Source organism: Variovorax sp. YR216, from assembly GCF_900107745.1.
GTDB lineage: Bacteria > Pseudomonadota > Gammaproteobacteria > Burkholderiales > Burkholderiaceae_C > Variovorax.
In genome coordinates, this window is the sequence record NZ_FNRO01000005.1 from 273,738 (window position 1) to 285,568 (window position 11,831).

Annotated in this window: 14 protein-coding genes; 11 read left to right on the forward strand and 3 right to left on the reverse strand. The window is 66.4% G+C overall.

Annotation, left to right across the window (positions count from 1 at the left end; translation table 11 throughout):
• The first annotated feature begins 3 nt into the window (after positions 1–3).
• The 6 genes from BLW05_RS17345 to BLW05_RS17370 all read left to right on the forward strand — a co-directional run bounded on the left by BLW05_RS17345 (position 4) and on the right by BLW05_RS17370 (position 4,856).
• Positions 4–1,065, forward strand: coding sequence for an MBL fold metallo-hydrolase (locus tag BLW05_RS17345; protein ID WP_093164493.1), 1,062 nt, complete (start codon positions 4–6; stop codon positions 1,063–1,065).
• Positions 1,062–2,384 (forward strand): leucine-rich repeat-containing protein kinase family protein, encoded by a 1,323-nt coding sequence (locus BLW05_RS17350; protein WP_093164495.1) that lies wholly within the window; start codon positions 1,062–1,064, stop codon positions 2,382–2,384. Before BLW05_RS17345 ends, BLW05_RS17350 begins: the two co-directional genes overlap by 4 nt.
• Complete coding sequence (locus BLW05_RS17355; protein WP_093164497.1) at positions 2,381–3,301, forward strand: pseudouridine synthase; 921 nt, start codon at positions 2,381–2,383, stop codon at positions 3,299–3,301. The genes BLW05_RS17350 and BLW05_RS17355 overlap by 4 nt, the downstream gene beginning before the upstream one ends.
• Before the next feature lie 57 nt (positions 3,302–3,358).
• Positions 3,359–4,129: an SDR family oxidoreductase gene (locus BLW05_RS17360; protein WP_093164498.1), complete on the forward strand. Its 771-nt coding sequence runs from the start codon at positions 3,359–3,361 to the stop codon at positions 4,127–4,129.
• Positions 4,130–4,290: 161 nt separating this feature from the next.
• Positions 4,291–4,641: a hypothetical protein gene (locus BLW05_RS17365; RefSeq protein WP_093164500.1), complete on the forward strand. Its 351-nt coding sequence runs from the start codon at positions 4,291–4,293 to the stop codon at positions 4,639–4,641.
• Positions 4,638–4,856 (forward strand): hypothetical protein, encoded by a 219-nt coding sequence (locus BLW05_RS17370; protein ID WP_093164501.1) that lies wholly within the window; start codon positions 4,638–4,640, stop codon positions 4,854–4,856. The genes BLW05_RS17365 and BLW05_RS17370 overlap by 4 nt, the downstream gene beginning before the upstream one ends.
• Before the next feature lie 104 nt (positions 4,857–4,960).
• Here BLW05_RS17370 and BLW05_RS36745 read toward each other — a convergent pair whose 3' ends face one another.
• Both BLW05_RS36745 and BLW05_RS17380 read right to left on the reverse strand, forming a co-directional pair.
• The gene (locus tag BLW05_RS36745; RefSeq protein ID WP_093164503.1) at positions 4,961–5,347 is read right to left on the reverse strand and encodes an RNA recognition motif domain-containing protein; all 387 of its coding nucleotides are present in this window, start codon (positions 5,345–5,347) and stop codon (positions 4,961–4,963) included.
• A 203-nt stretch (positions 5,348–5,550) separates the two neighbouring features.
• A complete protein-coding gene (locus BLW05_RS17380; RefSeq protein WP_093164504.1) occupies positions 5,551–6,636 on the reverse strand; it encodes a zinc-binding metallopeptidase family protein in 1,086 nt (361 codons plus the stop codon).
• 480 nt (positions 6,637–7,116) lie between these two features.
• On the opposite strand from BLW05_RS17380, the gene BLW05_RS17390 reads away from it, so the two are divergent.
• The 5 genes from BLW05_RS17390 to BLW05_RS17410 all read left to right on the forward strand — a co-directional run bounded on the left by BLW05_RS17390 (position 7,117) and on the right by BLW05_RS17410 (position 10,942).
• Positions 7,117–7,377, forward strand: a complete 261-nt coding sequence (locus tag BLW05_RS17390) for a hypothetical protein (RefSeq protein ID WP_093164508.1) — start codon at positions 7,117–7,119, stop codon at positions 7,375–7,377.
• Between the two features lie 157 nt (positions 7,378–7,534).
• Positions 7,535–8,464, forward strand: coding sequence for a LysR substrate-binding domain-containing protein (locus tag BLW05_RS17395; protein WP_093164510.1), 930 nt, complete (start codon positions 7,535–7,537; stop codon positions 8,462–8,464).
• A gap of 172 nt (positions 8,465–8,636) precedes the next feature.
• Complete coding sequence (locus BLW05_RS17400) at positions 8,637–9,617, forward strand: Bug family tripartite tricarboxylate transporter substrate binding protein (RefSeq protein WP_093164512.1); 981 nt, start codon at positions 8,637–8,639, stop codon at positions 9,615–9,617.
• Positions 9,618–9,985: 368 nt separating this feature from the next.
• Positions 9,986–10,378 (forward strand): hypothetical protein, encoded by a 393-nt coding sequence (locus BLW05_RS17405; protein ID WP_093164513.1) that lies wholly within the window; start codon positions 9,986–9,988, stop codon positions 10,376–10,378.
• A gap of 90 nt (positions 10,379–10,468) precedes the next feature.
• Positions 10,469–10,942 (forward strand): hypothetical protein, encoded by a 474-nt coding sequence (locus tag BLW05_RS17410; protein WP_256330354.1) that lies wholly within the window; start codon positions 10,469–10,471, stop codon positions 10,940–10,942.
• On the opposite strand, the gene BLW05_RS17415 is transcribed toward BLW05_RS17410, so the two are convergent.
• Positions 10,914–11,831 (reverse strand): M48 family metallopeptidase, encoded by a 918-nt coding sequence (locus BLW05_RS17415; protein ID WP_093164515.1) that lies wholly within the window; start codon positions 11,829–11,831, stop codon positions 10,914–10,916. The two genes, BLW05_RS17410 and BLW05_RS17415, sit on opposite strands and share 29 nt — an antisense overlap.

An 11,831-nucleotide genomic window follows, 5' to 3' on the forward strand; every position in this document is an offset into this window, starting at 1 on the left:
TACATGAACCTTCTCGAACGCGAACTCAAATACCCCCTCGGTGACACCCTGCCAGCCCCCGGCGAGGCGATCGAAGTGGCGCCCGGCGTGCGCTGGATCCGCATGGCGCTGCCCTTTGCGCTCGATCACATCAACCTCTGGCTGCTGCGCGACAACATCGACGGCGTGGACGGCTGGTCGGTGGTCGACACCTGCATTTCGCACGACGCGTCGCGCGCACAGTGGGAACAGATCTTCGAGACGCAGCTGCAGGGCCTGCCCGTCCTGCGCGTCATCGTGACCCACATGCACCCCGACCACATCGGTCTCGCCGACTGGCTGTGCAAGCGCTGGAATGCGCCGCTGTGGATCAGCTCGACCGACTACCACGTCGCGCGTGTGCTGACCACCGCGGGCGACACGCTCGCCGGCGGCGATGCGGCGGCCGACTTCTTCGCATCACACGGCCTCGTCGATCCGGAAGCCGTCGCCCAGATCCGCGCGCGAACGAGCTACTACGCGAACATGGTGCCCGCCGTGCCCGCGTCCTTCGTCCGCATGCTGGACGGCGACATCGTCACGATCGGCGGCCGCGCATGGCGCTGCATCAGCGGCTACGGCCATGCGCCCGAGCACATCGCGCTCTACTGCGAAGAACTCAATGCGCTGCTCGGCGGCGACATGATGCTGCCGCGCATCTCGACCAACGTCAGCGTGCACGCGGGCGAGCCTGAAGCCAATTCGCTCAGGCTCTTCCTCGACAGCATCGAGCGCTTCAAGCAACTGCCGGAGGACGTGCTGGGCCTCCCCTCGCACGGCAAGCCCTTCACTGGCGTGCACCGGCGCGTGGAGCAACTGAAGGAACACCACCGCGACCGCCTCGCCGAGCTGCTCGAAGCCTGCGTCGCCAGGCCCCACAGCGCGGCGGAGGGATTGCCGATCCTCTTCAAGCGCGCCCTCGACCTGCACCAGATGACTTTCGCGATGGGCGAAACCGTCGCGCACCTGCACCTGCTCTGGTTCTCGGGCCAGGTGCAGCGTCGACGCGGCGAAGACGGCGTCTATCGCTTCGGCGCCTTCAAATGAGCGTGCTGGACCCGCTCCGCGCCGGCCAACTGGCCGGAGCGCGGCGGCTGGATCTCCGCGGTTGCGGGCTGACAGCCTTTCCGCGCGAAATCTTCGAGCTCGCCCAGACGCTGGAGGTGCTCGACCTCTCCGGCAATGCGCTGAGCACGCTGCCCGACGACCTGCACCGGCTCGGGCAACTGCGCGTGCTGTTCTGCTCCGACAACCCTTTCACCGAAGTGCCGGCGGCGCTGGGGCGATGCGCCAGGCTCGAAATGCTCGCCTTCAAGGCCAACCGCATCCGCAGCGTGCCGGCCGAGTCGCTGCCGCCGCAGTTGCGCTGGCTGATCCTGACCAACAACCAGATCGAATCGCTGCCCGCGGAACTCGGCCGCCGGCCGCGACTGCAAAAGCTGATGCTCGCCGGGAACCGTCTGCGCGCACTGCCGCCCGAAATGGCCTCTTGCCAGGCGCTGGAGCTGGTCCGCATCTCCGCCAACGAGTTCGATGCACTGCCCGGGTGGCTGCTTTCGCTGCCGCGCCTTTCCTGGCTGGCCTTCTCGGGCAATCCGTTCGACGAAGGGCCGGAAGTTGCCGCGATGAATGCGGTGCCGACCGAAGCAGTGCCATGGCGGCAACTCTCGCTGCAACACAAGCTGGGCGAAGGCGCCTCCGGCGTGATTCATCAAGCAGATTGGCAGCGCGCCGACGGCAGCACGCAGGCCGTCGCGGTCAAGCTCTTCAAGGGCGAAGTCACCAGCGACGGCTGGCCGCACAGCGAAATGGCCGCGTGCATCGCGGTCGACAGGCATCCGAACCTCATCGAGGTGCTGGGCCGCATCCACGACCATCCGCAGGGCACGCCCGGCCTCGTGCTGAAGCTGGTCGATCCGTCGTTCCGCAATCTGGCGGGGCCGCCGAGTTTCCAGTCGTGCACACGCGATGTGTACGCCGACGACGCGCGCTGGTCCTTCGCGACCGCATGGCGCATGGCGGGCGGCATCGCCTCGGCGGTCGCACAACTGCACGAACACGGCGTCGTCCACGGCGACCTGTACGCGCACAACATGCTCTGGAACGGCCAAGGCGATGTGATGCTCGGCGACTTCGGCGCCGCGTGCTTCCTGCCGCGCGACGACGAAGCCACCAGCCGGACGCTCGAACGCATCGAGGCGCGGGCCTTCGGATGTTTGCTCGAAGAACTGCTGGCGCATTGCGAACCCACCGAAGACGAGCAGGCGCGGCACACCCTTCTCGCGCAGCTCCAGTCGCGCTGCATGGCGACCGACATCGCAGCCCGCCCGGTTTTCGCAGAAATCGCCTCGCTCCTTTCCGCATGAGCCGCTCGACCCAGCGCGCATCGCCGCTCCCCGTGCGCCACGGCGTGGGCCCGAGCTGCGTGGTGCTGCCCGCGGGCGACTGGCCGACGGTGCTCGACTACTTCGTGCACCGCTTCACCGCCGTGACGCGTCCGCAATGGCAGGCCCGCATGAGCGCGGGCGAGGTGGTCGACGTGCAAGGCGTGCCGATCACCGAAACGCGGCGCTTCGAGCAACACCTGCGCATCTACTACTACCGCCAGCTCGATTCCGAACCCCGCGTGCCGTTCGAGGAGCAGGTGCTCTTCCGCGACGAGCACCTGCTCGCGGTGGACAAGCCGCACTTCCTCTCGATCTCGCCGGTCGGCAAGTACGTGCAGGAAACGCTGCTGGTGCGCCTCAAACGCAAGCTGGGCATCGACGAGCTCGTGCCGCTGCACCGCATCGACCGCGAGACGGCCGGCGTCATTCTCTTCTCGGTGCAGCGCGCCAGCCGGGGCGCGTATGTCCAGCTCTTCGCCGAACGCACCATTGAGAAGCGCTACGAGGCGATCGTGCATCGCCCCGCCGACTTCGCGCCGCCCGCCGTGCGCGCAAGCCGCCTCGTAGACGACGACACTCATTTCATGCGCATGCGCGAAGTGCCCGGCGAGCCCAATTCCGAGACGCACATCGAAGTGCTCGCCACCGGCGCGGACTGGGCGCATCTGTCGCTCTCGCCCGTCACCGGCCGCCGGCACCAGCTGCGAGTGCATTGCCACGCACTCGGCATGCCGATCCTCAACGACGCCATCTACCCGGTGCTGCGCCCCGAAGGCACCGACGACTACGAGCGTCCGCTGCAACTGCTGGCGCGCGAGGTGCGTTTTCGCGACCCGCTCAGCGGCGCGGAGCGCTTCTTCGCCAGCAACCGGTCGCTCGCGCTGCCGCCTAGGTGACGCGGCTCTCCGGCAGGCAGCACTAAGCTTGCGGCAGCTTCATCAGGAGACAACCGCATGGACACCACCCGACTCTTCTCGCTCAAGGGCCGCACCGCCCTCATCACCGGCGGCTCGCGCGGCATCGGCCGCATGATCGCCGAAGGCTTTCTGGCGCAGGGCGCGCGCGTCTATATCTCGGCCCGCAAGGCCGACGCCTGCGACCAGACCGCGAAGGAGCTTTCCGCCTTCGGCCACTGCGTTTCGCTGCCGGCGGATGTCTCCACGCTCGAAGGCGCGCAGGCGCTCGTCGATGCCTACGCCAAGCATGAAGACAAGCTCGACATCCTCGTCAACAACGCCGGCGCAGCCTGGGGCGCGCCCTACGAAGAGTTCCCGGAAAGCGGCTGGGACAAGGTCGTCGATCTCAACCTGAAGACACCGTTCTTCCTGACCAAGGCGCTCACGCCGATGCTCAAGAAGGCCGCGACCGACCATCTCGCGAAGGTCATCAACATCGCGTCGATCGACGGCATCTCGGTCAATCCGCAGGAAACCTATTCGTACGCCGCCAGCAAGGCCGGCCTGATCCAGCTCACCCGCCGCATGGCGCTGCGCCTGGCGCAGGACCGCATCGTGGTCAGCGCGATCGCACCGGGCGCCTTCGCGTCGAACATGAACAAGGAAGCGCGCGACCACGCCGACGAAGTCAAGGGCCACATCCCCGCCGGCCGCATCGGCGAGCCGGAAGACATGGCCGGCGCGGCGATCTACCTCGCCTCGCGCGCGGGCGACTATGTGATGGGCTCGACGCTCATCGTCGATGGCGGCGTGACGCACGCGCGCTGACGACGACTTCGACGAAGGCATGGGGCTGTTCGAGTTGCTCGGGGCGCTTCGGATTCATGGCACTACCGCGGGTAGTGCCGAAAAGACTCTTAGGTGAATCGAGCAACCACGCGCAAGATGCGAGATCGAGGCATCCCGATTCCTCGCAACAGGAAGACCCCATGTTCCCCACCCGCGATCGTCGGGCATCGAAAGGCTCGGCCGATCTGGTGAGTTTGATGCCTCCGCCTGCTCTCCACCTGGTTCCCGCTCCTGACGAGAACCTGATCACCAGATACAGCCTTGTTTGTCACGAGACCAGGACGAAGGTCGTGGTGGGCGCCAATGGCTGCTACAGGACCGAGATGCTGTCTGCACTCGGAACAGACGACGCCCGGGAGGCGCTGTGCGCCTTCTTCATGCACAACCGCTCATATCCACTGGAGCTGCTCGCAGAGAACTGGGCGGAGGAGAGAAGCTTTCCTCTGTACCACGAGTTCTCGGATGGACTGGGCGAGGTAGTCGCCGAATGACCTATTTCGCCATCGAAGTCGTCGGTGGATTCGCGATCGCCCTCAGCCTCGGCGTGCTGTGCTGGTTGCTCGCACGCGCGCTCAAGGTCCAGCATCGCGCCAACAAGCAGTTGCGGCTGACCCGCGAAATGCGGCGCGCATTCGAGGACGAGTTCCAACCATTCCCGGCGCTGTTCCCCGGTGGCCCGGTTCCCGCACCGCCGCGGCATCCATGACCGATTGATCAAGTTCACGCTCAGCCGCCAGGCGCATCCAGGGCCCCGAAGCCCTCAATGAAAAAAGCTCCCGAAGGAGCTTCTTTGATGACGCTGCAAGGCGCTCAGTATCCGCCGCGACCACCGCCATTGCGATTGCCGCCGCCATATCCGCCACCGCCGCCACCATAACCACCGCTGCGACCACCGCCGCCGCCACCGCCATAGCCGCCACCGCCATAGCCGCCGCCTCCGGAACGCGGCTCCATCGGGCGAGCCTCATTGACGGTCAGGTTGCGGCCGCCCAGCGAACGGCCATTCAGACCTTCGATGGCCGCCAGCGCTTCCGCGTCGGTGCCCATTTCGACAAAGCCGAAGCCTTTGGAGCGGTCGGTATCACGCTCGATCATGACCTTGGCACTGGCGACCGACCCGTATTGGCCGAAAGCCTGTTCAAGGTCGTTGTCGCGCACGGAGTAGGCGAGATTGCCCACGTAAAGTTTCTTGCCCATTGAGGACTCCTAATTCAAACCACCAAACATGAAGCGGTGGAGTTAAGAGTCACAACAGCAATGCGCTGTGGCGCGAAGACGATCACCGGATCACGAACCTGACAGTGGAACGGCCAGGAACGCCCCAGTATTGTCCTCCAATGGGGCGGATTTGGGAAATCGGACCCGGCGAACCGCCGCTCGGCAGGTCGTCCATGACGGAATCAGGAGCGCGGCAGGAAGTTCATGGGCACGCGGCCGGCGCTTCCGGCCTGCACCACGCGGTGGATGAAGTCGAGCTTCTCGATCACCGGCGGGACCACGATGAACGGATAGCTGTCATGCGCGCCGAGACTGCGGTCCATCGCGTTGATGAACTGCGAGACCGGCAGCCATTGCAGGACGATGGGCTCGCGGATGGATTCGGCGTTCAGGTCGAGCGGGCGCACCTTCAGGGCGGGACCGGACGGCGACGCCAGCTCCAGGTGCGTGCCCCAGGAGGCGGCGGTTTCCAGACCGTCCACCATGTGCAGGTAGTGCGCCCAGGTCTCGGCCCAGTCCTCCCACGGATGCGAGCTCGCGTACGCGCTGATGAAGCGCTGGGGCCAATCCGCGATCGGCCACGCATAGTGTGTCTTCAACGCCGATTCGTAGTCCGCGCGCTCGTCGCCGAAAAGCGAGCGGAACTCTTCGATCCAAGGCGTGCCGCGCACCAGCCGGTCCCAGTAGTAGTGGCCGATCTCGTGGCGGAAGTGACCCAGCAGCGTGCGGCTGGGCTCGTGCATCGACTGGCGGATGTACTCGCGGCGCGCATCGTCCGCCTCGGCGATGTTGAGCGTGATGACGCCTTCGTCGTGCCCGGTGAGCACATGCTCCTGCGGGTTCACCTGCTCGAGAAACTCGAACGACAGGCCGTTGACGGGGTCCTCGAGCTTGTTCGGCGTCGGCAGCACGAGTTCGATCAGCGTGTAGAAAAGACGGCGCTTGGCCTGTTCGAGCGCGGCCCAATACCCGTGGTTCTCCGGCTTGGCCAGCGCGGGAATCGTGTGCGTCGTCCGGCACGACAGGCAAAACCGATGGCGGGTGGACGAAGGCACCATCCAGTTGCACACATTCGCCTGGCGGTTGGCGCACGGCCTGTATGCGGGACCTTCCGGGCCCAGCCGGCGCCATGAATCGTCGCTCGACTCCTCGAAGGCGAGCATGCGCTGCTCATCCGGTACGTAGCCGAGGCTCGAACCGCAGGCCTCGCAGCGCAGGTTCTCGAAGAAGACGCGATTGCCGCATTTCGAGCAGGTCATCTGCTTCATGGCGACCTTTCAGTCTCAATGCGCGGCATCAACGACGCCTCTTGCTGCGCGTGGTGCGCGTCGATTTGGGCGGTGCGGTCCATAGCTTGATCCATTCCGAGCTTGCTGAGGACGCGGCCGAGGTGGCCGCGCGTCTTGCTTCCGCCGTCATTCGCCCTCGCGCGGAACCGGCGGCCGAGTTGGCCGCACTGAGCCACATGCTCATGAAGGGGTTCTTCTTCAACCAGGGATTGGACATGTCGCTCTCCGGTGATTGCAACCGGTCATCTTGCGGTCTCCACCCCGACGGCGCCAGAGAGATTGGCCCGTGGCGGTGTGGGAGCAGACGCCATGTGCGTTTGAATCACCCCATCAACTCACATTCGTCCCCCTTACGCAATCACAATCGAGTTCAATAGAACTCGTGCTCGGGTGGCCGATGCGCCAGATCACTGAGATGCCGGCTCGCGGCATGCCAAATTGCAGTGAACGGAGCTGAGAATGGAACAGATCGAAAACCTTGTGCAGGTGGAAACCGGACCGCGCCATGTCATTCAGGGCACCTATCAAGGCGTCCGGATCGAAGTGATCGCCGGGTACAGCATCGATGCCGACGAATGGCTGTTTCATGTGTACCTTCATGACAACCAGGGACGCGCGGATCGCTTGACGGACCGCCCGACGAGTCATCGGGCGCATAGCTTGCAGGACGCCTTTGATCAGGGGTTGGAGCTCGGTGTGGCGCACCTGAAAGCCAAGTGAAGCGGCCCGGGTTTTCAAAACACGGCTGAGCCTCATAGGCGTACTCAAGCTTTTGTGCGTACCGCAAATCCCCGCTAGGCCACCGCACCCGCCCGCGCGTTGCGCACCTGAAGCCCAGCGGTGGAGAATCCGGCCCACCCGGCCGCGTTCTCCCACCGTGAACCTTCACCGCCTCGATCTGGTTTCGCTGCAACTGTTCAGCCTCGTCGCGCGCAGCGGCAGCATCAGCAAGGGCGCGGAACTGGCGCTGCTGGCCGTGGGTGCGGCCAGTAAACGCATCACCGATCTCGAAGCCGCCGTCGGCACGCCGCTCCTGGAGCGCCACTCGCGCGGCGTCACCCTTACCGTGGCGGGGCAGGCGCTGCACCGGCATGCGCAGCGCATCCTCGGCGATGTCGACCAGCTCACGGCCGATCTGTCGGACTACGCATCGGGCCTCGTCGGCGTGGTGCGCCTGTGGTGCAACACCTCGGCGGTCACGCAGTTCCTGCCGAAGGACATCGCGAGCTTCGTGCAGGCCAATCCCGGCATCCGCATCGAGCTCGAAGAAGAAGACAGTAACGAAGTCGTGCTCGCCGTGATGGACGGCCGCGCCGACATCGGCATCTTCGCGGACCGCACGCCCGCGCCCGGCCTGCAGGTGATGAACTACCGCTCCGACCGCCTGGGCCTCGTCGTGCCGCGCGGCCATGCGCTGGCGCGCCGCCGCTCGGTGCGCTTCGAGGAAGCGATCGAGCAGGACTTCGTCTGCCTCTCCAAAGGCACCTCGCTCGCCAAGCGCCTGCAGGCCGAGACCGAAGCGCTCGGGCGGCGGCTGAAGATCCGCATCCAGGTGCGCAGCTTCGACGCCATGTGCCAGATGGTCGCGGCAGGCATGGGCGTGGCCGTGCTGCCGCGCGAATCGATCCTGCCGCATGTGAAGTCGATGGACCTGCGCCAGATCGAGCTCGAAGACGAATGGGCCAGCCGGCACCTGCTCATCGGCCTGCGCGACGCCGCCGCCGTGCCGCGCCATGTGCGCATGCTCATCGACCACCTCTGCCAGCCGCAGTCGCCGGCGAACGCATCGCGCCCGGCCAAGGGTTAACCCGGCCGAGCTTTCGCGAACCGCGAAAGCTGGAAACGCCGCTTTGCCATTCCGCCGCCGGCCGGCGGATTCCAGAATCGCGCCATACGCCAGCAAGAGCGGCCCGGCGCCGGGGCAACGGAATGAACCAAGAACACACGGCGCACCGACCCACCCTACGGAGACACAGACCATGCGATTCACCCGCCGCACCGCCGCCATCCTGATCGCCGCCACCCTCGCCGTCAGCGCGGCCGGCCATGCTGCAGCAGAAGACAAGTACCCGAGCCACCCGGTCACCCTCATCGTGCCGCAGGCCGCCGGCGGCGCGAACGACACCATCGCGCGCATCGTCGCGCAGAAGCTCGGCGAGCAGATGGGCCAGACCTTCGTCGTCGACAACCGCCCCGGCGCAGGCGGCAACGTCGGCACCGCTCAAGCGGCCCGCGCCAAGCCCGACGGCTACACCTTGCTGCTGACCGTGAACAGCGCCCAGGTCATCAACCCCGCGCTCTACAAGAGCACGGGCTTCGACCCGGTGAAGGACTTCGAGCCCATCACCCCCGTCGCGACCGCCGGCTACGTGCTCGTCGCCAACAAGAACTTCGCGCCCAACAACGTCGCCGAACTCATCAAGGCCGCGAAGGCCCAGCCCGGCAAGATCGCCATCTCGTCCGCCGGCAACGGCACGCTGAATCACCTGATCGGCGAAATGCTCCAGAAGGAGGCCGGCATCCAGCAGATGCATGTGCCGTACAAGGGCTCGGCGGCCTCCATGAACGACCTCATCGCCGGACAGGTGCAGGTGTCGGTGCAGAGCCTGCCCTCCTCCCTCCAGTTCATCAAGGCCGGCACGGTGAAGGTGCTCGGCGTGGTGAACGAGAAGCGCGTCTCCGCGCTGCCCGATGCGCCCACCATCGGCGAGACGATCAAGGGCTTCGGCTCCACGCCGTGGTACGGCGTGCTCGCGCCCCGCGGCACGCCGAAGGAGATCGTCGCCCGCCTGCAGACCGAGATCGGCAAGGCGCTGGATGACGCGGACGTCAAGAGTCGGCTGGACGGCGTGGGGTGCGAGCCGTTCAAGAGTTCGCCGGATCAGTTTGCGGCGTTGATCAAGAGTGATCTGCCTAAGTGGGCGAAGATTGTTAAGGAGTCGGGGGCGACGGTGGATTGAGGGCAATGCGCTGGAGGTCGGATCTCAAAGCGTCGCCGGCGTGCGGCCGAGAGTAGGCTGATCGCCGATTCCTCAGCAGTAACGGCCGAACCTCCTAGCGGTCCCTATACTTGGTGGTCCGTCAAACAATGACGTGTCCGGGATTGGCGTCCCAAAGCAGCTCTGCGACGAAAGCCGCAGAAACCTCTGACCGCAGTCGCCCTGCGGCTTCGTCGCTCGTGCCTCCTTTTATGGCGGCTCGAGCAGGGAGCCGCGAGGCTCGCCGGTTCTCGCAGGAGCTGCCCGGTACGCCAACCTGTTCGAGCCGCCGCCCTCAATTGGCGTTGGGAGCGGCGGTTTTTGTAAAAACGCAGCTTCTGGAGGCCTCCATGGCTTACCCTACTTGCGCGCACGCGCGCCTCCCCAACCCTTCCCCCGCTGGCGCCCGCCCGCCTCCCACCACCGAGACCGAGCGCGACCTGCTCGCCGAGCAGGTCAACGCCGAACTCAACGCCGCGAGTGAAGCCGGCCGCGCGCTCACCTGCTTGCGCAAGCTGCTCGTTCACACGCGCGGTTTGAGCCGCGATGAGCGCGGCTTCAGCCACCGCGAGGTGGAAAGCCTGATCACGGTGGTCGTCGGCGAATTCGAGCGGCGTTTGCAGGCGACCGAGGCCACGGCCAGGTTGCTCGCGCCGTCGCTGTACGCCGACCCGGTCGCGTCGCCCGACGACGTGGTCGAGGCGGGCAGACCGCCCTATCTGCTGCGACGAAAGCCGCAGTAGGCGCGGCTCGACAACGGTGCGGCGGGCCGCCCACTTTGGCGGCTCCCGCACCTCCATGCGCATGCGCCATCCGCCCGCCTCTGTGCGACGATGGCGGCCGATGCATTTGACGGGGTGCGCGTGATGCCAGCAAATCCATGGAAGCGTCGATTCGTCCTGTTCATCAAGCGCTTCTGGCAACCGACCAGCGCGTGCATGACCTGCATGCCCGGGAGCCTCACGAACCTCCTGAGCGCTCCCCATTGGGCGCTTGCGTTGCAGACCGGTTTGTTCACCGGGCTTCTCGCGCTGGCCCTGACCTTCACGCCGGCGATGAAGCTGTTCGCGAATCGCTATGGCAACGCGCTGCTGGTCGGGTTGCTGACGATGGCTGGCGACACTTTCTCGCACCCGGGGCACTACGGCATTCCGCATCTGGAGGCCGTGGTGACGGGTGTGGTTTCCGGTCTGCTGGCGCTGGCGGGCTCGTTTGTCTTCGAGGATCGAGCGCGAAGGCTGCGTGCGCTGTGGGCGCGGCTGCGCGGGCGCGGCGGGCTTACCAGCGAGGAACGGCCTCGTCCTTGAGCTGCCGGCGCAGCAGCTCGTAGTCGGGCACGACGCTTTCGACGGTTTCCCAGAAGCGGGGGCTGTGGTCCATCACGCGCAGGTGGCTCAGCTCGTGCGCGACGACGTAGTCGATGACGGACATGCGGAAGTGCACCAGCCGCCAGTGCAGGCGGATGCCGCCGTCGGCGCTGGCGCTGCCCCAGCGGGTGGTGGCGTTCGAGAGGCTGAGCTTTTGCCACCGCACGCCCAGGCGCGGCGCGAAGTGGTCGAGGCGCTCGATGAAGATGCGCTTGGCCTGCCGCATGAGCCATGCCTGTGCGGCGTCGCGGATCTGCACGGAGGTGGCGTTGTTGGCGAGCGCAAGGCGCAGCGTCGGCGGGCCGTCGCCAGCGACGGCGTCGAGCACGGCACCCACGCCGTCGAAGGCATGGTGCGGGTCGAGCCGCACGGTGACTTGCTGGCCGAGAAAGGGAAAGCTGACGCCGTCTTTCCAGTCGATGCGGGTGGCTTCGAGGCGGTCCTGGCGCTGCTGGGTTTCGGAGAGCTTGCGCAGGATCCAGCCGGATTTCTCGACCACCGCTGCATCGACGTCGCGCAGCGCAACCCAGCGCGGCGCACGCACCGAAAGGCCTTCGGCGCCGACGACGAAGCCGATGGTGCGGCGTTTGCCGCGGGTGAATTCGTAGGCGACGCGGGCGTTGCCGAGCACGACTTCGCGGGAGGCGCGCGGGTGGATGAAGCTGACGCGGCTCAGCACATCGGCGAGCGGGGTCGCAGGCGGGTATTGCCGCGCGTCGTCGGCGCCGGGCGGTTGCGGGTGCGTGGGCTGCTGTTGTTTCGGCGTGCGCGTGGGCGCAGGCGCGGGCGGGTCGAACAAATCGAGCGTGAACTGCAGCAGCGCGCGCAT

Excerpts from the sequence above, each read along its gene's own strand:
- BLW05_RS17345 (WP_093164493.1), top strand. The coding sequence starts at position 4 with ATGAACCTTCTCGAACGCGAACTCAAATACCCCCTCGGTGACACCCTG.
- BLW05_RS17350 (WP_093164495.1), top strand. The coding sequence starts at position 1,062 with ATGAGCGTGCTGGACCCGCTCCGCGCCGGCCAACTGGCCGGAGCGCGG.
- BLW05_RS17355 (WP_093164497.1), top strand. The coding sequence starts at position 2,381 with ATGAGCCGCTCGACCCAGCGCGCATCGCCGCTCCCCGTGCGCCACGGC.
- BLW05_RS17360 (WP_093164498.1), top strand. The coding sequence starts at position 3,359 with ATGGACACCACCCGACTCTTCTCGCTCAAGGGCCGCACCGCCCTCATC.
- BLW05_RS17365 (WP_093164500.1), top strand. The coding sequence starts at position 4,291 with ATGTTCCCCACCCGCGATCGTCGGGCATCGAAAGGCTCGGCCGATCTG.
- BLW05_RS17370 (WP_093164501.1), top strand. The coding sequence starts at position 4,638 with ATGACCTATTTCGCCATCGAAGTCGTCGGTGGATTCGCGATCGCCCTC.
- BLW05_RS36745 (WP_093164503.1), bottom strand. The coding sequence starts at position 5,347 with ATGGGCAAGAAACTTTACGTGGGCAATCTCGCCTACTCCGTGCGCGAC.
- BLW05_RS17380 (WP_093164504.1), bottom strand. The coding sequence starts at position 6,636 with ATGAAGCAGATGACCTGCTCGAAATGCGGCAATCGCGTCTTCTTCGAG.
- BLW05_RS17390 (WP_093164508.1), top strand. The coding sequence starts at position 7,117 with ATGGAACAGATCGAAAACCTTGTGCAGGTGGAAACCGGACCGCGCCAT.
- BLW05_RS17400 (WP_093164512.1), top strand. The coding sequence starts at position 8,637 with ATGCGATTCACCCGCCGCACCGCCGCCATCCTGATCGCCGCCACCCTC.
- BLW05_RS17405 (WP_093164513.1), top strand. The coding sequence starts at position 9,986 with ATGGCTTACCCTACTTGCGCGCACGCGCGCCTCCCCAACCCTTCCCCC.
- BLW05_RS17410 (WP_256330354.1), top strand. The coding sequence starts at position 10,469 with ATGGCGGCCGATGCATTTGACGGGGTGCGCGTGATGCCAGCAAATCCA.
- BLW05_RS17415 (WP_093164515.1), bottom strand. The coding sequence starts at position 11,831 with ATGCGCGCGCTGCTGCAGTTCACGCTCGATTTGTTCGACCCGCCCGCG.